Source organism: Streptomyces sp. NPDC050658, assembly GCF_044457025.1.
Taxonomy (GTDB): Bacteria; Actinomycetota; Actinomycetes; order Streptomycetales; family Streptomycetaceae; genus Streptomyces.
Genome location: NZ_JBITGM010000004.1, coordinates 380772 through 403444 on the forward strand (window position 1 = coordinate 380772; position 22673 = coordinate 403444).

General features: G+C 69.7%; 14 protein-coding genes. 4 read left to right on the forward strand and 10 right to left on the reverse strand.

The features are described 5' to 3' along the window. Nucleotides 1-83: 83 nt before the first annotated feature. The gene (locus ACIBKX_RS17375) at nucleotides 84-2987 is read right to left on the reverse strand and encodes an AAA family ATPase (RefSeq protein WP_363272777.1); all 2904 of its coding nucleotides are present in this window, start codon (nucleotides 2985-2987) and stop codon (nucleotides 84-86) included. Nucleotides 2988-3671: 684 nt separating this feature from the next. Between ACIBKX_RS17375 and ACIBKX_RS17380 the strand changes: the two genes are divergently transcribed. The 3 genes from ACIBKX_RS17380 to ACIBKX_RS17390 all read left to right on the forward strand — a co-directional run bounded on the left by ACIBKX_RS17380 (nucleotide 3672) and on the right by ACIBKX_RS17390 (nucleotide 8134). Continuing rightward, on the forward strand, nucleotides 3672-4571 hold the full coding sequence (locus ACIBKX_RS17380) for a helix-turn-helix domain-containing protein (RefSeq protein WP_363272778.1): 900 nt from the start codon (nucleotides 3672-3674) through the stop codon (nucleotides 4569-4571). A gap of 77 nt (nucleotides 4572-4648) precedes the next feature. Further along, on the forward strand, nucleotides 4649-6091 hold the full coding sequence (locus ACIBKX_RS17385) for a ferredoxin (RefSeq protein ID WP_363272779.1): 1443 nt from the start codon (nucleotides 4649-4651) through the stop codon (nucleotides 6089-6091). 54 nt (nucleotides 6092-6145) lie between these two features. After that, nucleotides 6146-8134, forward strand: coding sequence for a nitrate- and nitrite sensing domain-containing protein (locus ACIBKX_RS17390; RefSeq protein ID WP_363272780.1), 1989 nt, complete (start codon nucleotides 6146-6148; stop codon nucleotides 8132-8134). Between the two features lie 11 nt (nucleotides 8135-8145). Here the strand turns inward: ACIBKX_RS17390 and ACIBKX_RS17395 are convergent, their stop codons facing one another. The 8 genes from ACIBKX_RS17395 to ACIBKX_RS17430 all read right to left on the reverse strand — a co-directional run bounded on the left by ACIBKX_RS17395 (nucleotide 8146) and on the right by ACIBKX_RS17430 (nucleotide 20442). Beyond that, the gene (locus tag ACIBKX_RS17395) at nucleotides 8146-8931 is read right to left on the reverse strand and encodes a helix-turn-helix domain-containing protein (protein WP_363272781.1); all 786 of its coding nucleotides are present in this window, start codon (nucleotides 8929-8931) and stop codon (nucleotides 8146-8148) included. 115 nt (nucleotides 8932-9046) lie between these two features. Continuing rightward, nucleotides 9047-10756 (reverse strand): fatty acyl-AMP ligase, encoded by a 1710-nt coding sequence (locus ACIBKX_RS17400; RefSeq protein WP_363272782.1) that lies wholly within the window; start codon nucleotides 10754-10756, stop codon nucleotides 9047-9049. Continuing rightward, nucleotides 10753-12102 (reverse strand): helix-turn-helix domain-containing protein, encoded by a 1350-nt coding sequence (locus ACIBKX_RS17405; protein ID WP_363272783.1) that lies wholly within the window; start codon nucleotides 12100-12102, stop codon nucleotides 10753-10755. The genes ACIBKX_RS17400 and ACIBKX_RS17405 overlap by 4 nt, the downstream gene beginning before the upstream one ends. 235 nt (nucleotides 12103-12337) lie before the next feature. Then, nucleotides 12338-14635 carry an MMPL family transporter gene (locus tag ACIBKX_RS17410; RefSeq protein ID WP_363272784.1) on the reverse strand — a complete coding sequence of 766 codons (2298 nt, stop codon included), beginning with the start codon at nucleotides 14633-14635 and terminating at the stop codon, nucleotides 12338-12340. Then, complete coding sequence (locus ACIBKX_RS17415) at nucleotides 14632-16386, reverse strand: AMP-binding protein (protein ID WP_363272785.1); 1755 nt, start codon at nucleotides 16384-16386, stop codon at nucleotides 14632-14634. The genes ACIBKX_RS17410 and ACIBKX_RS17415 overlap by 4 nt, the downstream gene beginning before the upstream one ends. Beyond that, entirely contained in the window at nucleotides 16383-16658 is a 276-nt protein-coding gene (locus tag ACIBKX_RS17420) for an acyl carrier protein (RefSeq protein WP_363272786.1), read from the reverse strand. The genes ACIBKX_RS17415 and ACIBKX_RS17420 overlap by 4 nt, the downstream gene beginning before the upstream one ends. After that, nucleotides 16655-17731, reverse strand: a complete 1077-nt coding sequence (locus ACIBKX_RS17425; protein WP_363272787.1) for a 3-oxoacyl-[acyl-carrier-protein] synthase III C-terminal domain-containing protein — start codon at nucleotides 17729-17731, stop codon at nucleotides 16655-16657. Before ACIBKX_RS17425 ends, ACIBKX_RS17420 begins: the two co-directional genes overlap by 4 nt. Nucleotides 17732-17787: 56 nt before the next feature. Continuing rightward, nucleotides 17788-20442, reverse strand: a complete 2655-nt coding sequence (locus tag ACIBKX_RS17430; protein WP_363272788.1) for an aminotransferase class III-fold pyridoxal phosphate-dependent enzyme — start codon at nucleotides 20440-20442, stop codon at nucleotides 17788-17790. Nucleotides 20443-20688: 246 nt separating this feature from the next. Between ACIBKX_RS17430 and ACIBKX_RS17435 the strand changes: the two genes are divergently transcribed. Then, a complete protein-coding gene (locus ACIBKX_RS17435; RefSeq protein ID WP_363272789.1) occupies nucleotides 20689-21486 on the forward strand; it encodes a methyltransferase domain-containing protein in 798 nt (265 codons plus the stop codon). 86 nt (nucleotides 21487-21572) lie between these two features. On the opposite strand, the gene ACIBKX_RS17440 is transcribed toward ACIBKX_RS17435, so the two are convergent. Then, nucleotides 21573-22577, reverse strand: a complete 1005-nt coding sequence (locus ACIBKX_RS17440; protein WP_363272791.1) for a helix-turn-helix domain-containing protein — start codon at nucleotides 22575-22577, stop codon at nucleotides 21573-21575. Between the last annotated feature and the right edge of the window lie 96 nt (nucleotides 22578-22673).

Here is a 22673-nt window from a genome sequence, read left to right on the forward strand (position 1 = left end):
GGCCCGTCGGCGCGGGACCGGGCAGGGGGCAAGCGGAGTCCGCCGTACCGATCCGCCCGAGGTCAGCGGCCGGTCGGCGGCGTTCAGCGCGGGTCCGGGCGGGGCGGCGTGGTGCCCAGGGCGGCGGCGAGTCCGGCGTGGTCCGTTCCCACTTTCCGGTATACGGCGGAGAGCAGCCGGACCACGGCGGGCTCGTCGGTGTGCAGCTCGGCGGCGATCCGGGCGGGCGGTTCGCCGCGGACGGAGAGCTTGGCGGCGGTGCGCTCGCGCGCGGAGAGCGTGTCCCGCTCGGTGCTGTGCAGGAGCCGGGGGCGCAGGCCCGCCGCGGCCAGCTCCTCGCGGGCCCGTTCGACCAGGCCTTCCGCCCCGCACTGGACGGCCGCGTCGAGCCCCCGGTAGAGCGGCTCGGCGACCTCCTTGACGCGTCCGGCGCGGCGCAGTTCGGTGCCGAGGGCGACCAGGGCGCAGGCCAGTTCGTACGCCGCCGGGGAGCGCTCCAGATGGCTGACGGACTCCTCCAGGAGCTTGACGCGGGCCGAGCCAGAGGAGACCTCGGCGGTGATCCGCAGCGCCTGTCCGACCGCCGACTCGGTGGCGAAGCCGCGGGCCCGCCGGGTCGCGTCGTGCGCGGTGGCAAGGGCGCGCTCGGGGGCGTCGTCGGCCTCGGCGAGCGCGAGGTGCAGCTGCCAGGGGCACCAGGCGGGGTTGCGCATCCCGCGCGGGTCGAGGCGGCGGCCCGCCGCGGCGAGTTCGGCGGCCGCGTCCTTGGCGAGGCCGCGGGCGAGGAGCAGTTCGCCGTGCACGGCCTGCGCGTCGGGGAAGACGACGGCCGCGGGGAACGGCTCCCCGAACGAGTAGCGCTCGGCGGTCCGGGTGGCCTCCGCGACCCGGCCGCGCGCCAGCAGCGTCTCGATGAGGATGCCGACCGCGTACCAGTGGGCCGGGGTGCCGGGCCCCACCCGCTCGGCGATCCGCAGCCCGGCGCGTACGAAGTCCTCGGCCTCGGCGAGCCTGCCGCGCCGGAAGCGGATGTAGGCGAGCAGCGTGTACGCGAAGGACATATGGGCGCCCCGCCAGCCCTGCCGCTCGAATTCGGCGATCCCGGCGGCGAACAGCTCCTCGGCGCGGCCGGGCCGGTCGGCGTAGAGGAAGGTGAGCGCGACGAGCACCGGGACCTCGAAGCCGCGGTCCTCCTCCGCCCAGCCGAGGCCGCCCACCAGGGCCCGCTCGGCATGACGTACGGCCGTCTTGGCGGGCTCGGCGCGCAGCGTCGCGTCCCAGGCGCGGAGCCCGATGATGTACCGCTCGGTGAGGTCGCGGCCCGGCAGCCGCTCGGCGAGCCGGGCCAGCCGCCGGGAGCGGGCGGGCGAGTCGGGTTCGTCGGCGCGGAAGGCGTCCCACATGAACTGCTCGGCCTGCATCCGGATCCGTACCCGTGGGTCGGTGGTCAGCCGGATCTCGCGGGCGAGCGTGCCGGACGCCTCGTCGAGCCGGTCGGAGTGGGCGAGGACCTGGGAGAGGCGGTAGACGATGCCGTGCCGCAGGGCCGGGTCGGTGATGGGCTCCTCCAGGGCGGCCCGCAGATGGTTCACGGTCGTCGCCGGTTCGGTGAGCAGGGAGGCGCAGCCCAGTTCGTAGAGGACCTCGGCGCGCTCCTCCCAGGGCGGTGGTTCGCGCAGGGCGCGGGCGAGATAGCGGCGGGCCGCGTCGGGGGCTCCGGCGCGGACGGTCTCGCGGGCGGCGGCGCGCAGTTGCTGGACGACCCAGCGGTCGCCGTCGGGGTGCACCTCCAGGAGATGGCGGGCGGCGGCGGACGCGCCGAGCCCGGCGTTGACGACGGTCCAGGCGGCCTGGCCGTGCAGGGCGACGCGCACCCCGCAGGGGATGGCGCGGTACACGGCGGTGGCGATCAGCGGGTGCACGAACTCCAGCGGTCCCGCGCCGGTGAGGACGCGGGCGCGGCGCAGCCGGTCGGCGCAGTCGGCGCCCTCGCGCTCGCCGATGCCCGCGACGGCGGCGGCGAGCGCCGGGGATATCTCGGTGCCGAGGACCGCGCAGGACCAGGCGAACCGGACGGTGGACGTGCCGAGGCGTTCCAGGCGGGCGACGAGTCCGCTGCCCTTGACGGCGGCGGCGAGGTCGCGCAGCAGATGTGCGGCCGTCTCGTCGGGGACCAGGCCGCGGTCGCGGACCTTGGCGGTCAGCTCCACCGCCTCGAAGGGGTTGCCCGCGGTGACCGCCCAGCACTCGCGGCAGAACGCGTCGTCGGCACGGGCGCCGAGCGTGTCGCGCACGAGGCGGGCGACAGCGGCGGCGCTGAGCGGTTCGAGCCCGATGGGCCGCTGGCCCGCACGGCCCGGCAACCCCCTGAACTCCTCGGCGTGGGCGGGCAGTTCCTCGGGGCGATAGGCGACCACGAGCAGCAGCGGCAGCGCCTCGGCGCGCGGCGCGAAGGCGGAGAGCCAGCTGAGCGACTCGGTGTCGGCCCAGTGCGCGTCGTCGACGACGACGACCAACGGGGCGCGCTGTACGGCGAGATGGGTGAGCACCCAGTCGAGGCCGTCCCGCAGGCCCTGCGGGTCGGGCGGCGCACTGTCCGGCGCCGAGCAGAGTCCGAGGGCGGGGCCGACGATCGCGTACCAACTGCCCAGCGTCGCCCGCAGTTCCGCGTCCGGGACGGGGGCCAGCAGCGGTTGCACCAGCTGGCGTGCGACGTGGAACGCGACGCGCTGCTCCTGGTCGCTGCCGCGCGCGGACGCGACGGTGCAGCCCTTGCCGGCCGCGCGCCGCCGGGTCTCGGCGAGCAGGGAGGTCTTGCCGAGGCCTGCCCGCCCCGCGAAGGCGATCAGCGCGCCACGAGGCCGGTCCTGGACCTCCGCGCCCTTGCGCGGCAGCCCGCACAGCTCGCTCAACGCCTCGTCGACCGCGGCGAGTTCACTCTCCCGCTCGAAGAGGATCCGCCTGCCGTGGCCGAAGTGCTGCACCATGAGACACCCCCCGCCACGGTGGTGCGCCCGGCGCTTCCCGCAGCGCACGCGGTGGCCTTCAGGCACTTCAGATTACGCCCGCGCGGGCCGCCGGGAGCCGGTTCGCCGACAGTGACGAGGTGGGCCGGCGTCGTCCTCCCGTGGACGCAAGGGGCTCCGGATCAATCGCGACGTGCGGGTTCTCGGAGTTCGATCGCCGACATGGCCGACGGAATCTGCTGAAGATTGACTCACCCCTTGCACACCCCTGACAAATTTCCTCGGAACCGAGGTTCGGGTTGCCATCCGTGATCGAGGATCAGCGCGAAGGATGATTCGACCGACGCAAGAGCGAGGCCATCCGTGAACCAGTTGGCAGACTCCTCATGGACGCCACTTCCCGTGGCCATCGTCCCTCTGATGAAGGCGGAGTCACCCACGCTGGCCGACAGAATCCTCCAGGCTGTAGGGGAGGCGGCGGAGGAATTCCGTACACAGCCCGGAGACCCCGTGAGCAAACGCGTCCGGCAGGGTGTGCAACTGGCGCTCCGGGAGTTCGCGGACCGGTGCGACTCCCCTTCCGTTTCCATCAGGGGAATAAGGGACGCTCGGACACCTGCACTCTGCCGGGAGCTGGGCCGTTCCCACATCCAAAGGGGGCGCAGTCTCGGCAAGCTGCAGGCCGCCTTCCGCCTCGGTGCGCACATGACCTGGCGCCGGTACGTGGAGATCAGCGGCCACAGCAACACTCCGCCGGCGCAGATGTACGCATTGGCGGAGGCCCTGTTCGCCTACGCCGACGAACTGGTCGGCCACACCGTCCAGGGCTACCTGGCAGAGCAGGAACGGACCATGAGCTCGGCGCAACGGCACAGGGAGAGCCTGCTGAGTGCGTTGACGGGGACGGTGGCGCCCTCGCGGCGGACGGTGGTCGACCTGGCGCACACCGCCGGCTGGCCGCTGCCCGACAGCGTGCAGGCGGTGGCGCTGACGCCCGCCAGGCGTCCCGCCCACAGCGGCACACCTCTGCCACCCGGTCGGCATGTGCTCGGTGATGACGAAGGACTGCATCCCTACTGGATCCTGCCCGACCCAAAGCGTGAGGATCTCCTCGCTCTGGAGCGGATCACGAAGGGGCGTCGCGTCGCGGTGGGACCGCCGGTGCCTCCCCACGAGGCCGGACTGTCCCTGCGTTCGGCACGTCAACTCCTGGATCTGGCCGAGCGCGGGCTCATCGTCGGCGCCCCCGTGCTCCAGTGCGCCGACCACTTGCCCAAGCTGCTCCTCACCCGGGACGACACGATCGTGCACGCGCTGGTCGAGCGCCATCTGACGCCTCTGCAGGAGTTGACGGCGCGTCAGCGAGAGAGATGCGTGGAGACGCTGACCGCATGGCTGCAGCATCGGGGAAGCCCTCTGGAGATGGCACAGGCCCTGCACATCCACCCGCAGACCGTGCGCTACCGCTTGCGTCAGATCGCGAAGCAGTTCGGCCCGGCCCTGAACGACCCGGATCTCCGCTTCGAGCTGGAGATCGCGCTGCGGGCCCACAAGATGCTCGGCGGCGAACCGGAGCGGCCCCCGGCCGGCCGGCCCCGCCCCTGATCCCCGACCGGCCTCGACCAGACCACCGGACGACCAGACCACCAGACCACCAGACCACCAGACCTGGAAAGGTATCCATGCCCGCACTCCGCACGCCGCTGGTCCCTCCGGCCGGCCCGTGGGCAGACCCCCGCTTGGTGACCATGGGCGAGCCCCGGCTGTTGGCGGGGATCGCCCGGTACGGCCGCCTGGGCCGCGAGGCCCACACGACGATTCACGGTCCTGCGCCCGCCCTCTCCGGGGACGATCTGGTGCGTCGCGCTGAACGCCTCGGCCTGTGGGAGAGCGGCGCTCCTTTCGCCCAGGCCCTCAGAAGGGTCGCCGAGGCGGGCCTCGCCCAGGGACGAAGGCCGCGGCTCGTGGTCAGCGGCGCCGAGGACGAGCCGAGTTGTCTCGCCTCCACGGGCCTGTTGCTGCACACCCCGCATCTTGTCCTCGACGGAGCACTCCTGGCCGCCAGGGCGCTCGACGCGACGGAGGTCCTGATCGGCGTGGTCCGGGAGGACGTCGCACGGTCGGTGCGACACGCGGCGGCCGACCTGGGCCACACCGGGATCGACGTGCGGGTGACACGTCTGAACGGCCTGGGCTTCGACGAACGGGAGATCGCCCCTTTCACCCTGCTCGGCAGCTGTCAGACCTACGCCCAACTGGCCGTCGGGACGCATCGGCACGGCCTGCCCCAGCAGGAGCGAACACCGCCTCCGGAACCAACGACCGTCCTCCTGACCGTCGGAGGACACACCGTGATCGAGACGCCCTCCGGCATGTCACTGTCGTACGTGCTGCGGTCCTGCGGGTTCGACACCGGGCAAGGAGTACTGGTCGGCGGCTATCGGGGAAGGTGGCTCGCGCCCGAATGGGCCGCGTCGGTCCAGGTGTCCCCGAGACTCCTGGGCGCACACGGCGCGGGGGCCCTGCTGCCCCTTCCTGATCGCACCTGCCCGGTGGGCGAGGCGGCTCGGGTCGCCGGGCACATCGTGAACGCCGCTGCGGCTTGGTGCGGTTCTTGCGCGCATCGGGCTCGGACGGTGACCGCCGCACTGGCCCGGATGACGGCCGCACGGCGCAGCCCTGTTCAGGCCGGCTTGCCCGCGTACGCGCACGTCGTCGCCGCGGGCAGAGGTTCCTGCCCCCACCTGGACCAGCTCTCGGATTTCGTGGCGTCCGCGCACGGCTCCTTCCCCGAGGACTTCAGGCACCACGCGAGCGGCCTGGGGTGCGGGCGGCCGGTCATCGGAGCTCTCCCGATGCCCAGCCCGGCGCCAAAGGTCCTTCCGCTCACCGGCGTTCACCGGCGGACCGGTCCACGGCCACGAGCCGAGGCAGACCAGTTGGTCGTGGACAGGACGCGATGTGAGGGACACGGCCTCTGCGCGGTGGTCGCCCCGGAGATCGTCCGGCTCGGCCAGGACGGCTTCCCCGTCGCCACGGCAACCGCCGTCAGCGGCCGGCAGCGCAGGCGTGCCGCGCGCGCCGTGCACCGCTGCCCCTCCTTGGCGCTTCGCCTGGGGTCGTGAGCCCTCACGCCTCGAGCACCGACTGCCCGCACTCACTTGAGTTCTGAGGACGCCATGCGCGTACAGACCACTTCCTTGCGTACCAAGCTGACCGTGCTGACACTCGTACCGCTCATATCCCTCAGTGGTTTATGGGTCTATTCGATTCCCAGAGTGTCGGACGAGGTCTCCCAGCTGCGTTCCGTGAGCGAGTTCTATGAACACGTCGCGCCTTCAGTGCGCTCCTTCACCGCGTCACTGCAGGTCGAGCGAGCACAGTCGATGAGCTATCTCAACGCCGGGAGATCAGCGTCGCTCGCTTCCCTGCAGAGGTCCCAGGAAGAGGCCGACAGGTCGACCGCAGAGCTGCGCAACCGCACCGTGCAAACCGGTGCAGCCCAGCGCGGCGCTTTGGAAGACTTGCTGTCCGCCACCGGCCGGCTGGGCGGAATCCGACGGGAAACGCTCAGCCATTCCCTTTCCCCCGCAGGGGCGATGCGGGAGTACAACGGGGTCATCGGCGCCTCGATGCGCTTCCTCGGCTCCATGACGCACCCCGACGCCCGGCAGTCCCGACGTACCACGGCCCTGCTCGAACTCACACAGGCGCAGGAACTCCTCGCGCAGGAATGTGCGGTGCTGGCGGCCGTGGGCGGCCGGCCGGACGCCGACGTCGCCCTGCTGCGGCTCCTGGACGTTTCCGTGGCAACCCGGCGCAGCCTGCTCGACACCCACGTGCCCCGGCTGACGGAGGACGACCGGACCGGCTACGAGAAGCTGCGCCGCGCCGCGTTCTGGACCGCCCTGGAACGCGACGAAGGTACCTTCCTCCAGGACGGCAGCTTCCTCAAAAGGGGCGGCGCGGCGGCCTCACGGGTCGATGCCAAGGCCTGGCGCACAGCCGCGGGAGAGGCGAGCCGTGGCCTCGACCTGCTCAATCAGCGCCGGGTCTCGGCCGTCGGCGCGCTGGCCGGCGACAACGCCGACGACCTCGTCCGCCGCGGCTTCACCATCGGTGGGCTCGGCCTGCTCACCGTGCTGATGACGATCGCTCTCTCCACCCTGCTCGGACGTCATCTGGCCAGGGAACTGCTGCGGCTGCGGGACTCCGCGTGGCGGCTGGCCCATGAGCAGCTCCCGGGTCTGCTGCAGCGGCTGGGCAAAGGGGAGAACGTGGACGTCGAGACGGCCCTCCCGCTGCGGACCGGCGACAACGAGATCGGCCAGGTCGCCCGCGCGTTCAATCTCGTGCGCCAGGCCGCCGTCCACGCGGCGGTCAGCCAGGCGGAGATCCGTCGCGCCGCCACCGCGGTCTTCGCCAGTCTGGCCCGGCGCAGCCAGGCGCTGATTCAGCGTCAGCACGCGGCCCTCGACGCGATGGAGCGACGGACCGATGATCCGGACGCGCTCGCCGAACTCTTCCGCCTCGACCATCTGACGACACTCATGCGCCGCCACGCCGAGGGGTTGATCGTCCTGGCGGGCGGGCCCTCGCCGCGAACGTGGAACCGTCCCGTCCCCGTGGTCGACGTCGTACGGGCGGGGGTGGGCGAGGTGGAGGACTACACCCGGGTCGTCGTCCACCGCTTCCCCGAACTGACCCTGATCGACCCGGCCGTCGCCGATGTCGCCCACCTCATCGCCGAACTCCTCGAGAACGCCACCCAGAACTCGCCGCCCGACACCCAGGTCACCGTCGACGCCGAGCGAGTCGCGAACGGATGCGTGGTCACCATCGAGGACCGCGGCACCGGCATGGACCAGGTGGCCCTCGCGAAGGCCAATGCTCTCCTCCGCGAGGACCTGGAGTTCGACCGGACGGACGCCCGGCATCTCGGTCTCTTCGTCGTCAGCCGGCTGTCCCACCGCCACGGCCTCAAGGTGTCGCTGCGCCGCTCGGCGTACGGCGGCATCTCCGCCGTGGTCCTGATCCCCGATTCGCTGCTCCCCGAGCTTCCGCGGCAGCGAGCGACGGAGACGAGCACCTGGCTGCCTTCAGCGCCCCCTCGCTCGTCCCGAGGTGCCGGCGCGCACCGGCGGACGACCGGTCGCAGCACACCGTGACGGCGGAAGGACTACCGCTGTCGCGCGCGAAAGCGAATCTGCCGGGCCTCGGCCACCAGACGTCCGCTGCGCAGAGCGAGCTCCAACTCGAATCGGCCCTTCGGGTCCCGGAGTTCCGGGCCGAAGAGCGCCTCGATCTGCCGCATGCGGTAGCGGATGGTCTGCGGGTGGACCTCCAGCGTCTTCGCCGCTCCCGTTGCTCCACCGCACCTCAGCCACGCCAGCAGCGTCTCGGCGAACCGCTCGGCCCGGTCGGCCGGCAGGCCTCGGAGGGGACGCAGTCGCCGGGCGGCGAAGAACCTTGCCAGTCCCTCGTCCTGGAGCAGCAGCAAGGCGGCGAGGTGGTCTTCGACGTACACGAGACGAGTTCCGGGTGCGGAGCGCTCCGGGACCAGAGCCAGCAGTTGCCGGGCCCAACGCAAGGAAGCCGCCATTTCCGGAAGGCGCACCACCGGACCGACGGCCGCCGTCCGGCCGCGCAGTGCCCGAGCCAGCACGGCGCGGCCGTTCTCCTCCGGTTCCGGAAGCAGGAGGACGGTTCCCTCGGGTTGCCGCCCCAGCAGTGCGCCGGGCCACCGGTCAAGCAACAGCGGCGGCGCGGCCTCATGCACGACGGCCACCGCCTGCATCGCGGCCGGCGGCCGCCACCCGGCTGCCCCCGCCAACGTCTCGACGGTGTCCGAGGAGGGGACCGGACATCCTGTCAGCAGGTCGACAAGCCTTTCGCGTGCGGTGATCCGGGCAGCGTCCCGGCCTCCCGGCACCTCGGACCCGACGTACGGCTGCGGCTCTTTCATCGGCTGCACTGTTGTGTGCCTCTCCACTGTTCGGCGGCGGGCGGGTGCGGTGCCCCGCCCGCAGGAAGCAGATACACATGGCAGACGGCGTCCGGCGCACGTCGATCCTGCTGATTTACCAACCCTTTACGTACATCTTCCGACAGGCCGAACGAGAGACGGCGCCGCTCGGAGTCCGGGGCAACGAGCCGGGAGGGAACAGTTCCACGGAGCTCAGGTGCAGTCCGTGCCTGCGGGAGACGATGAGGCGGGCCATCCGGGCCGCCTTCCGACGGTCGTCCTCCCGAGGGGCGGCACCTCGGCGGTATTCCGCGACGACGACGGCTCTGTCGGAGGCGGCGCCCGGGGATCGGATGCTGAAGGCGGCGAGCCGGTCGCGCTCGATCCAGCGGATCGCCCGCTGCACGTCCTCCTCCACCTCGTACGGCGCGTGGACCCGGCCGCCGACAGTGATCAGCTCTTCGCCACGAGCGGTGACGAGCAGCTGCCCGTTGTGCATGGCACCGATGTCGCCCGTCCTCATCCACCGCCCTGGTGCGCCCCTGACCGCGATGCCGAACGTGCGGGCCGACATCTGGCGATGGTTCCAGTACCCGTCCGCCACGTTGGGCCCGCGCACCAGCACTTCACCGATCTCTCCGTCATCGGCGAGGGTCCTGCTGCCGGATCTCACCACGCACACGCGCTGCCCGGTCGGCGTCCCGCAGCTCACCACGCGAACGGCCGCCCTGTCGTCGGCCGACGCATTGCCGAGCAGTCCCTGCGTCAGGGTGCTCCGCTTGAACCGGAACTCCTGTGGGCGGGTGCCCATCGGCTTCGCCGACACCAGGGCCGTGCCCGCGGCCAGGCTGTAGGAGGGGCAGAGAGCCTCCGGCCGCAGCCCCGCAGGGCCGAAAGCGCGCTGGAATCGCCTGAGCGTCGATGCCCTGACCGGCTCACCACTGCTGATCAGGGTTCCGACACGGCTCAACTCGACCGACTGGGCATCGGCGTACCGGATGCGGTCGACGCAGTAGTCGTACGCGGAGTTGGGCGCAGCGGTGATGGCTCCCGGACTCTCCGAAAGCAGCCTCAGCCATCTCAACGGCTTCTGGAGGAAGGCACTTTGGTCCATCAGCGTCGAGGGAAAGCCCGCGATCAGAGGCAGTGCGATGCCCATGACGAGGCCGAGCCCCTGGAACAGGGGCAGCCAGCTCACCCCGGTGACCTTCGTGGCATCCAGCCCCGCGAGGTACGCGCGCGCCGCCTGCCGGGCATTGGTCGCGAGGCTGCTGTGACTGACCATCAGCCCGACCGTCGCGCCGCCGGTGCCCGACGTGTAGTGCAGGTAGGCCACCGAGCCCGGGTCGGTGGGCGGGAACGCTCCACGGGGCACGGAGTCGGGGAGGTCGTCCACCGGCAGCACGGTGCGGCAGCCCAGGCCCTGCTCCTTCGTCCACTGGCGCACATCACTGCTGGAACGGGCATCGGCGAGGACAACAGCAGGTGCGCAGTCCGCGAGCACCCTGGCGGCACGCGCCGGCTGACGGCCGTGTGCGGGCAGCGGAACGGCGATCGCCCGGACGTAGAGACACGCCAGAAAGGCCGTCACATAGTCAAGACCCTGCGGCAGCATGATCGCGACGCGGTCTCCCGGGCTCACGTAGCCGGACAGCTGGCCGGCTACGACCAGTGCGCGGCGGCGCAGCTGGGACCACGTCAGGGTGCGCCGTGCGCCCTCCACCCGGATGCCCGGAAAGGTCACCTCCGTGAAGGCGGCACCGACAGGCGACTGACGCGCGCGCAGGTTCACACAGTCCACGAGGCCGCGAGTGATGTCCGTCATCGCCCTTCGCCCCTGGTGCGGAGGGTGCGCGGCGACTCGGCCGGGGAGGTCAGGTGCGGCTTCACCGCAGGACGCCTCGAACGAACACGGCGGCCGGCGGGTCCGGGGCGCCCCAGGGCCGCCTTCAGTTCTCGCGAGCGCGAACCGTCCCTCTCCGAAGCCGATTTCTGCAGGGCCCAGGCCCTGAGCACAAGCTCGAGCTCGAATTGGACGTCGGGTTCGCGCAGCTTGGCCCCGTACAGGTTCTCCAGCTGCCGAAGGCGGTAGCGGACAGTCTGCGGATGGATCAGCAGGCGCCCCGCGACGGCCGTCACGCTGTTGCCCGAGCGCAACCACACGAGCAGGGTCTCCGCGAGCCGGTCACGGCGCTGTGGGGCCAGCTCCGCCAACGGGCGCAGGTGATGCGCGGACAGCACCTCCATCAGCTTCCTGTCCCGGAACAGCAGCAGTGTCGCCAAGTGGTCGGAGCAGAAGACCACATCATCCCGGGGAATGATGTGGTTGCGCGCCAGGCACCTGGCATCCGTGGCCATGCGCAGCGACGACGCCCCCTCGGTCACCGGAAGTTCGGGACCGACCACCACCCCCCTTCCGCCGAAGAGACGCCGCAGCGCCGCACGACGTCCGGGGCTCTCCGGATCGGGGATCACCAGACAGAGGGCCCCGTCGGCCTTGCCGACCAGCACACCGGGCGGAACGGAAGGCCGCACGTCGATGCCGGGAGGCAACGCCTCGGTGACGGCCACGGCCAAGCGCTGCGGCACCCGCCACTGGCAGGCGTGGGCGAGGTCCTCGATCGCCTCCGCGGACGCCGGCGGGCTGGCCGTGAGCAGGCTCACCAGCCGCTCGCGCCGCAGTGCGTTCTCCTGCTTCCGGCGCACTCCGGTCCGTGTGAAGCCGGTGATGGCGGCGGCCGAAATGTCGTCGATGTGGACGAGCATGGCCTCGGCCAGCGTTGCCAGTTGCCGCCTGGGCAACACGCTGTCGTCCGTGTACTGAACCACCTTCTGCCACGCGACTCGGGACCCCAGACGCAGCGCTACGTGGAACACCTCGAGGGTGCGCCCCTCACTCGCCTCTCCCGCCCCGATCAGCTCGTAGGTGGAGCTGACGGAATCCGTCCCATTGCTCGGTGAGCCCATGCGGTCGATGAAGGTCCGCAATGCCTCTTCGACGCCCTTGCGAAGTATCCTGCGGTACTTGGCGTCAGAGGGACGAACGTACTCCGGAACGCCTTCACATATGGCGGCGACTATGTCATTCGAGATCGCAGGGAGCAGGGGAAAGAATCTCTCGGAAAGCTCTTGGGGAAGGACGTAGAACGGGTCGGACTGCTTCCCCTTCATATTGCCAGCCAATTCGGTACGACCTTTCAGTTGTCGCGTTCCGCAAGCGGTTCGTGCTGGAAATATGTGAGGCCGCTCGCGCCGCCGGCGGGGTGCACAAACGCACGGGGGATCCCGAAATCAGGCGGCGCGAGCGGTTGCTCCAAAGGTACTCAAGCATGTGGCGCCCGCCAGCCGAGAAGTCCGTTCTTTTCGTCAAGCGACAAGCTCCGTCTGCTCGTTTTGTCGCCGACCTCTAGGAACGGGGCTTCAGCCTTCGGGGCAGCCACCAGTTGGCCCGGCCTCCGAGGCTCAGCAGCGCGGGGACGACCACGACTCGGACGATGCTCGCGTCGAGCAGGACGGCGACGGACAGCGCGAAGCCGAACTGCTTGAGCTCCGGCGCCCGGGCCAGCAGGAAGCTGCCGAACACGGCGGCCATGATCGCCGATCCGGCGGTGATCTCCCTCGCGGTGTGCGCCACGCCGTGCACGACCGCGCGGGCGTTGTCACCGCTGCGGAGCCACTCTTCCTGGACGCGGCGGACCAGGAACACCTCGTAGTCCATGGAAAGGCCGAAGAGGAGAGCGAACAACGCCACGGGGAGGTAGGCCTGCAGCGTGCCGTTCGGGCGGAAACCGACCAGCTCGGCCCCGTGCCCGAATTGAAAGACCAGCGCGGTGAGGCCCAATGCGGCAGCGGTGGCGAGGAGGTTGAGCAGGACGGCTTTGACCGGCAGCAGCAGGCTGCGGAAGATGACGAACAGATAGCCGAGGGAGAGCACACAGATGATCGCGGCGACCACCGGCAGCTTCGTGCTCGTCTCGGCCGACAGGTCGACGTACTCGGCGGTGAGCCCTCCCACGTACAGCCGCGTGGGCGCGCCCGAGAAGGCGGCCGGCGCCAACTCGCCCCGGATACGCCCGACCAGGGCACGCGTCGCGGGAGAGTCGACCTCCTCGGAGGAGACGACGCTCAGGTGTGCGCACCGACCGTCGGCACTCACGTCGACGGTGCGCCCGGCGGAGCCGGGCGCACGCTTCTTGTCCGCGGCGACGGTCACCTGCGCGACCCCGTCATCCGCGCGCAGCGATGTCGTGAGCCGGTCGAAGGAGCGCAGTTGCCGAGTGCCGAGCGGGCCTTCCCCAGCGCAGCCGATGATGGTGAGGGGGGCGACCGAACCGGGGGCGAACGACTGCGAGATGATCCGCTGTCCCCGGCCGGAGGGCGCGTCGTCCAGGGTCTCCAGGCCCAGGTCGAAGCCGAGCCGTAGCTCCGAGGCCGGAGCGGCGATGAGGCCGAGCAGCATCAGTGCCGGCAGCCCGACCCGGAACGGCCGGCGCTGGACGTAGCGGGCCCAGGCCGCCCAGCGGCCGGAGGTGCCCCGCTGTCGTACGCCGGGGCGCGCGCCTCTCCGGCGCGGCAGCCTGCCCGCGTTGATCCGCGTGCCGAGCGCGGCAAGGAGGGCCGGCAGCAGGGTGAGGGCGGCCAGCACACAGCAGGCCACGACCAGTCCGGCGGCGATCGCGATCTCCAGGAACAGGTGACCGTCGAGTATCGCCATCGAGCCCAGGGCGACGATCACGATGAGCCCGGAGGCCGCGACGGTTCCTCCCGATGTGCGCAGGGCGGCACCGACCGATGCCTCGATCGCCTCGGTGTGCGGCATGTCCTTGGCGGGCCTGGTGCGCCGGGCCAGCTCTTCCCGGAAGCGGCTGACGACGAACAGCGCGTAGTCGATCCCCACACCGCCGCCGATCATCGTGGTGATGACGGTCACGAAGGTGTCCAGACGCAGCGCTACGGCGAACACGGCGAGGATACCCAGACAGACCAGGACGGCCACGAACGCGAGGGCGACAGGCAGTACGGCCGCGGTCAGGGAGCCGAGCGCCAGCAGGAGAACGACGAGCGCGATGGGAACACCGATGCCTTCGGCGACGTGCTGGTCGTGCAACTGCACACGGGAGAGGTCGTTGCTCAGCGGAGAGACGCCGACCACATACGCTTCCACCGCCGCCCCGGAGGACCGCAGGCGCACCTTCCGCTGGAGATCCGCGGCGAGCCGGGACCGGGCCGCGACGTCGCCCCGGAGGGAGACCACGGCGACGGCGGCCCGCTTGTCGGCGGAGATCCGGCCACGCTCGTCGGGATCGTAGGGGCCGGACACCCCGACGACTCCCGACACGTCGGCCACTGCGTCGAGGACCGTTGAGACGTGCCGCCGATAGGCGTCAGTGCCTGCCTGATGGCGGTCCGACCGGAAGACCACCATGTCCTGTTCCGAGCCGAGAGCCGGAAAGTGACGAGCGATCAGCTGCGCCGCGCGTGCCGAGTCGGAACCGCGCACCGTATGGTCGGGCGCTCCCAGCCTCTCCTGGAGCAGCGGATAGGCGGCACCGGCAGCGAGGACCAGGAGCAGCCAGACCACGAGGACGACCGAACGGCGGCGTGCGACCGCGATGCCCCAGCGGGTCAGCGCGGGACCGTACGCGGGTGCGAGCCGCCTGGCATGTCGTCCTCGCGGCCTGACGTGGCGACCTGTGGACGTCACGCACTGCCCCGCGGAGGCGAACCGCCCAGCTGCAGGACCTGGTCCGCCCAGGCGGCGTGCTCGCCCAACTGCCGCCGTGCCTGGTCGTACTTCTTCTTGCCGCTCGTGGTGCGCGGGATGGTGCGCTTGCGCGTGAACAGCAGGGATTCCAGCGGCAGGTCGAGCTCCTTGAAGGCCGTCATCTGCTCGTGGCTGAGACAAGCCGTACCGGAGTAGTTCTCGACGAGGGCCACGATGGCGCTGTCGGGGTCGTGGATGTCGGTGTCGAGCACCATGATCTCGTGCGGCGAATGGGCGAGGAAGTGGGCCACCCGCTCTTCGAGCAGAGAGGCGAGGTAATTGCGTCCGTTGCGGATGATGACGTGCTTGCGGCGTTCCAGGATGTACAGCTCTCCCTTGCGCAGGAGGCCGAGGTCACCGGTTCGGTGCCACCCTCCGGGGAAGGGCACGGGCCGGTGCGTCACGGGGTCGAGATAGCCGGCGGACACGCTGGGACCGCGTACCGCGACCTCGCCCAGGATCCCGTCCTCGGTGAGACGGTTGCCTTCGTCATCGGTGACGACGACCTCCATGCCGGGCAGTGGTGGGCCCACGGAGAGCACGGGGGTCGCGCCCAGGTTCGGCGCGTCGGGCAGGCCTCGGGTCGAGCCGGAACCGATGATCTCCTCGCCCAGGATGCGGACGGGACTCCCCGTCTCGGTGTGGGCCACGTCCACGAAGAGACAGCGCGCCGGTTTCCCGGGCGGCACCATGGTGGCTCCCACGGTCGTCTCGGCCATGCCATAGCTGGGGACGACCCTCCCGGGTCGCAGACCGTGGTCCCGGAAGCGCTCCTCGAAGCCGGAGACGGTGGCGGGCCGGATCGGCTCGGCGCCGACCGCCGCGCGCCTGAGGGCCGCGAGGTCGCACCCGGCGATCTCCTGGTCGCGGATCCGCCGCCAGGCGTAGTCGTAGCCGAAGTTCGGCGCCGCGGTGACCGTGCAACGGTGCTCGCTGAGGGCGTTGATCCAGCGGTGCGGCCGCATGATGAAGTCGGTGGGCTTCATCAGGTACAGCGGCCAGCCGAAGACGAAGCTCAGCAGCGCCGTGCCGACCAGTCCCATGTCGTGGTAGAGCGGCAGCCAGGAACCCATCCGCTCGTCGTTGCCCGCGCCGAGCCCGGCACGCAGGGAGGCCAGGTTGGCGCAGGCGTTGGCATGGGTGATGGCGACGAGCCTGCTGTCCCCCGTGGATCCGCTGGTCATCTGGAGAAAGGCGAGTCGGTCGCCGCCCAGGCTCCGGTTCCGGCCCAGGCTCTCGACCGGTGCCGTCTTGTAGGCGGAGAGGTCGGTGGGCAAGGGGAGGACGGGAACGCCGGACGGTGTGGCGCCGTCCGGAACCAGGCCTTCCTCCACGGCCAGCACACACGAGCCCGCGAACCGGTCGGACATGTGCTGAATCCGGTCGTGGAACGCGGGCATGCCCCCGGCCGCCGCGGGCCCCGGAAGTACGAGCGGCGGCCGACCGGTCGACAGCGCCGCGAAGAAGGCGAGCAGCGTGGCCATCGGGTCGTTCGCCGCGATGACCACGGCTCCAGGGTCCCCCTGGGCGGTCTGCGGTAACTCTCCCCCGAGCCAGGCGCCCTTGAGCAGGAAATCCTCGTACGGCAGCGCCACATCCGGACTGCCGTACTTCAGGAAGCGCACTCCGGGGCCGTCTCCCCGACGGCGGGCCGCCGCGTAGACGCGGGTCAGCAGGTTCGGCTGTGTCACGAGGCGGCGTTCCCCTCGGTCCTCGACCGCCGCTGCACGAGGTCGACGAGTTGGCGCATGGACGTCGACGTCAACGCGTCGGCGTCACTGACGGCGACAAGGAAGCGGTCCTCGACGAGGGTCAGCAGGCGCACGGCGGTGAGCGAGGTGAATCCGTACGTCTTGAGCGGGGTGTCGTCGAGCTGGAGATCCGAGGGATCGATCCGCTCGTCCACCTGGTGGGCAAGCTCGGCGATCACGGAGAATATCTGGGAGTCGTCCGGCGTTTTCATCGGAGTTCCTTTGCGGTAGCAGTCCTGTCGTGGAACACGAACTTCATCAGGGCGGTGGTGACGCCGGCCGAAGCGGCCATGAGGACCACACGGTCACCATTGAGAAGTCGGCCGCTCTTCATCGCCTGTGACATGCCGAGGGGGATGGACGCCGCAGCCGTGTTCGCGTGCCTGTGGTGGTCGAAGTGAAAGCGGTCCGTGTCGATGCCGCATGCCTCGAGTACGTACTCGCTCATCCCGTCGCTGGCCGAATGCCCGAAGATCCGGTCAGGCCTGAACCGCTCGAACTGCGGCCGCTCTTGGTAATGCTCGATGATTCTCCTGGTTCCGAACTCCATCAGGCGAAGTCCGAACGAGACGAACCTCATCGGCGCCACCCCTCCGGGGACGTCGACTTCCTTTCCGAAGTAGCCGTCGAAACCCTCCAGCGGAACGAAGCAGAGACTGCGCTTGGCTCCCCAGGTCCGGAAGTCGGCCTCGTATACGTCGAGGTGGTTCTCGGCGGTGACGATCGCCGCGGTCGCCGCCTCCCCGATGGTGATCGCGGGGTGCCAGTGGGGGAACTCCTCCACTGAGCGCAGTTCGTGGCGCTGCTCGTCGCCCCCGCCGAACTCGGCGTTCACGATCATGATGTTCCGGTAGACGCCGAGGGCGAGGTAGGCGCGTGCCACGTCAAGGGCGCGCAGCCAGCTGGCACAGGCGTCCAGGACGTCGAACGCGGTGGCCTGCCGCAGCCCCAGGAGATCCTGGAAGGTGACGGCCGTGGCCGGCTCCAGGACGCCCCGGCCGATTCCCGCGTACAGAACGAGGTCGATGTCCTCGGGCAGCAGCCCCGCGGCGGAGATGGCCCGCTCGCCCGCCCGGCGGGTGAGGCCGGATGCCGTTTCGCCCTCGGCGCGACAGTGCCGCACCTTCGTCCCCGCCGATTCGAAGCAGTTCCGCATCAACTCCGCCACGAGGTCGAGCTCTGAGGACGTCAGGTGCCGGGAACTGGCGCGCAGCACACGTTCCACGACCTCGTCGTTGGTCACTTGTCGCGACGGCAACTCGTGCTCGATCGCCAGGAATTTCATCGCATTCCCTTCCTGTTGCTGAGCAACTGGGTAATCGGGTGAGGCATGTTCCTCGACTAGAGAGTGAAGAATCCATCGGTGGCCATCTCCTTGATGCTGTAGGTGAATGCCTGCACCACGTGCTGGAGATCGGCGTCCGTGTGAGCGGCACTGAGGAGCATGGTGTGCAGTTCGGGGAGATAGACACCGCATTTGCGCATGTAATAGGAAAGCGCCAGGTTGGCCTTGAAGTTCGATCCGGTGAGCCGGTCCCGCACGAGTCGCGGGGCGGCGTGGTCGAAGGTGAGGGAGAAGATGGAGTGCGAGCCTTTCGCCCTGCAGTCGATGCCCTGATCGGCGGCGCGCTCCTCCAACTGGCGGGCCAGCCACTCGGTCTTCTCCCGCAGGTCCCGGTAGATCTCCGGATTCGACCGCAGATGCTCCAGGACCGCCGCGCCCGCCGCCGAGGTGACCGAGTTGCCGCTCATGGTCCCGCCCACGAAGGCCCGGCTGTCGAGATCGATGAACGGGTCACCCGATGTTCCGGCGACATCGACGACGTCGAACCGTCCCACGACAGCGCCACAGGGGAGCCCGCCGCCGATCACCTTGCCGAGGCAGGTGAGGTCCGGCCGTACGCCGGCGAGATGCTGCGCGCCGCCGTAGTGCACACGGAAGCCGGTGACCACCTCGTCGTAGATGACCAGGACACCCGTGCGGGAGCAGACATCCCGCAGCTGCTCCAGGAAGGCGCGGTCGAACGCCGCGAGGGCCACCGGCATCGGTTCGAGCACGACACACGCCAACTCGTGGCCGTGTGCCGCGATCCGGTCGATCGAGGAGGGGTCGCCGTACTGGAGGACGAGGGTGTCGTCGACCACCTTGCGCTGGATTCCGGCGGAGTTGGCGATCGGTCGCGGGCTGTGCGGGTCCCCGCTGTAGCGGAAGAGCGAACTGACCAGGCTCTGGTCCGAGAAGCCGTGGTAGTGGCCCTCGAACTTGGCCACGCGCTGCCGTCCGGTGTGCGCTCGCGCCAGCCGCAACGCCATCTGGACCGCCTCGGTCCCGGAGTTGCCGAGGATGACCTTGGCTCCGGGGCCGAACGCCTCGGCGATCGCATGGGCCAGACGTAACTCGGCGGGGTTTCCCAGCGCGTTGACGGCTCCCTTCGCGACCGCCTCCTGAATGGCCTGGACCGGACTGGGGTGGGCGTATCCCAGGATGTGGGGGCCGTATCCGCAGGACAGATCGACGTATTCGTTCCCGTCGATGTCCCACAGGCGCGATCCCGATGCCTGCTCGACGATGAGGGGGAATGCGCTGGGCAGTACGTAGCGGTCCAGATGGGTCGGTGCGACGAGATAGCCCGAAGCCTGGTTCCGCACCTCCAGGCAGCGCGGGCTGCGGCCGCCGATTTCCCGCTCGAAGCGCTCACGCACTTCCTCGCTCAGGTAGGGCGAGAACATGTCGGTGAACCGCTGGGCGTTGCGCCACAAGTCGATTTCGGGGTCGGTCTGGGAAATGAACCCCTCGCCGGTGAGCATGGAGAGGGCGAGGAGCGAGAACCGCGTGGACACCCGTGCCCCGGCCCGGTAGAGCAACCGGGTCGCCTCGTCGAAGAACGCCATGGTGGACCACTGGGAGGTGTCCTCCTCGAAGTGCCGGCGCAGGATTTCCGCCAACTCGCCCCTGTGCTGCGGCGCGTGCTCACGGAAGAGCTCAGGCCGTACGACGAACGTCTCGACGAAGCGCTCCACCGCCAGATTCCACTGGCCGCGGATGCAGGCGTAGTAGAAGGCCGAGAGGTTCCATTTGTCGTCCGCGGAGAGCCGGCCGACGAGGCCGAAGTCGAGCAGTACGATCCGTCCGCCCGGGCCGAACATGATGTTTCCCGGATGAGGGTCGACATGAAAGAGGCCGTGGAAGAACACCATGCTGTAGAAGGAGTCCTGAAGCCTCCGCGCCAGATCGGCCCGTGAATACGCGGTGCGACGGACGTCGTGGCCCGGTGTCCCCGCCACGAACTCCATGACCAGGACGTCCTCCGTGCACAGATGGGTATAGGGACGGGGCACCTCGAGGAACGGATGGCCCGCGAAGTTCCGCGCGATCTCACTCTGTGCGCGGGCTTCCTGCCGCATGTCGCACTGGCCGGTCAGCAGCGGCCTGAGCTCGGCGAAGTGGCCGGGCAGGTTGTACTTCCGCAGCCGGGGCACCAGCGTGTGTGCCGTGGTGAGCAGCCTTTCGAGGATCCACGAGCTGACCAGGAGCCGTTGCCGCACCCCGCTCTTGACCACTTTGACCGCCACGTCGCTGCCGTCACTGAGCACTGCTCGGTGCACCTGCGCGACGGACCCCACGGCCAGGGGCTCCCTCTGGAACCGCGTGAACATCCGCTCCTGGGGGACGGGAAGGCCGCGCGCCAGCGTCTCGTGCAGCTCGCGCCTGTTCATGGGCGGGAGGTCCGAGAAGAAGAACCGGAATTCCTCTGCGGCTCCTTGTGAGAGCAGCCCGGACTGGGTCCCCAGAATCTGTCCGGCCTTCATATAGAGCGGCCCCATGCGAACCAGGTAGTCGCGCAGGAGGACCGCCATTGTCGTCCTGGCCGTCATGCGGTCGACCTTGCGCGAGGAACGGAGTGCGGCCCAACTCACGATGAAATACGTGGTCCACCACAGGATCCGGCCGGCCTCGAGTAGAGCCGCCCCGACAAGGCGAAGCCGAACCGCCATGTGTTTCTCCTTCGACCGGGTCAATTGGGCTTACAGGTACGGAAATTCCGTGGATGCGATGAGGCTTGCATCGCCACCTGGGCCGCGCAACGAGATCCCCGAAATACCACCGGTCGATGACAACAGGGATATTCACAATTTGTGTCCAGGTGACAACCCGTCGGCTTTCCTTGGACAAAGAGGTTCGCGCCTGCTGTCCTGCTGTCGCCATGAGCACACGCAGCGAGAATCGAAGCGAGTGAGGACATGACGACGACCCCATGGCCCCCGGCCCTGGACCATGCGCTCCGTCTGCTGACGGACCAGCGAAGCGTTCCCTGTGTGACCCGCGGATATCTGGACCTGACCGACGGCGGGGTTCCGGCGTCGACGGGCTTCGCCCAGGCCCTCATGAGGACCCGGGCCGTGCCCGCGATCTACGAAGACTGGTGGCGGCCGTTCCTCGGCTGGGTGTTCAAGGGAGGCCCGTCCGGCCCTGACATGGCCGAGGAACACCGCATGGCCCGACGCCTGCTCGGTGTACGGCCCGGCAGCGCGGTGCTCGACGTCGGCTGCGGTCCGGGGAACTTCACCCGGGCATTCGGCCGGGCGACGGGAGCGGACGGCCTCGCCGTGGGGCTGGACTCCTCCCCCAGCATGCTGGCGAGGGCCGTCCGTGAAACGCACCGGAGCAATGTGGCCTACGTCTGCGCCGACGCCACCGCGCTGCCCTTCCGGGACGAGTCCTTCGACGCGGTGTGCTGCTTCGCGGCGCTCAACATGTTCGCCGACCCCTGCACCGCACTCGACGACATGGTCCGAGTCCTGGCTCCCGGCGGCCGGATCGCGCTGCTGACCAGCTGCCGGCCGGCCGGAACGCTCGGGAAGGCGGCGGGAGAAGTCATCATCCGGAGCTCCGGCATGCGCCTGTTCGGCCCCGATGAGCTCGTCGGCGCGCTGCGGGCCAGAGGGCTGGCCGGCGTCGACCGGCGCATCGCGGGTCTCACCCAGTTCGTGTGGGGGCGGCGGAGCCGCGACACATGCCGGGAGCCCTTCGCGGCGTGAGCCGTTCATCGACGCCTGTGGCCCGGCCGGCGAGCGACGTCGGCGGGCGGGCCACAAGTGCGGGCGGTCGAGCCCCGGTTACCGCGTCAGATCCACCCTTCTCGTGCGGCATGGAGCGCCAACTGGAAACGTGACGTGGCACCGGCGCGTTGACACAGCTTCTCCAGATTGCGGGACAGGGTACGGCGGCTGACGCCCAGCAGGTCGGCGATGGTCTCATCGGTGATGCCGGTACCCAACAGCGCGAGGAGATGGCGCTGCAGGGGCGGCAGCGCAAGCGGAACCTGGCTGCCCAGGTGCATGGGATGAGCCGCGCGCCAAGAGGCGTCACACAGACCCCGCAGGGCCGAGAGCAGGCCTGATGGGTGCACGATCAGCAAGGATTCGTTGGCCTCGGCCTCGACGGACGACATGGCCAGGGTGGCCACTCGGGCGTCGTACATGCTGAGCCGCACCGGGACGCTGGGCAGTACCCGGGCCTGTTCACCGGCGGCAATGCAGGGCTGAATGTTGGCGACATAATACGAACGTCTCTTCACCGACTCCGCGGAATAGACGACCCGGTACTTCACACCGCGTTCGAGGTTCTCCATCTCGACATGGTTGGGGGAACCGTACTCCAGCCTCGTGACACATGAGAGGTAGGGGGGCGAATCGAGGCGCATGACCTCACTCTTCACCGTTGTCTCCAACTGCCGTACACGTTCTTTTATCTGACGGAAACCGGTGACGACCTCGACGAGTGCGTCTTCTTCCTGAGCCCCCACAGATTTGCGATACCCGCGATACGCGTTGAGCACCGCCACGCGTGCCTGCCGGAGATGGGCCGCGCGTTCATGGGCGAGCTGCTCAAGGGCCGTCGTCGGTTCAGCGGGCCGGATGTTCGCATGATCGGGCCCCTGAGTAGCGGCAAGGCCGAGCGTGATGAGCCGCTCGACGGCGCTCGCCGCGGAACTGGTTTTCCACTCCAGTTCGGCGGCCAGCTCTTCGACATTGCAGGATCCCATGCGGAGCAACGCTTCGAAGGCATCAGATTCATACGAAGGGAGACCTAGTTCCTGAAGGTATGCCGACAGGTCGGCGTCCAACATTTGGGTCCGTTTCCTACATGGCCGGGCAGCACCTGGCAGTGGACAGAGAACCGTGGGGGGTGCAGTTACTCTCGGAAACTGCCGAAGAAGAAAGTA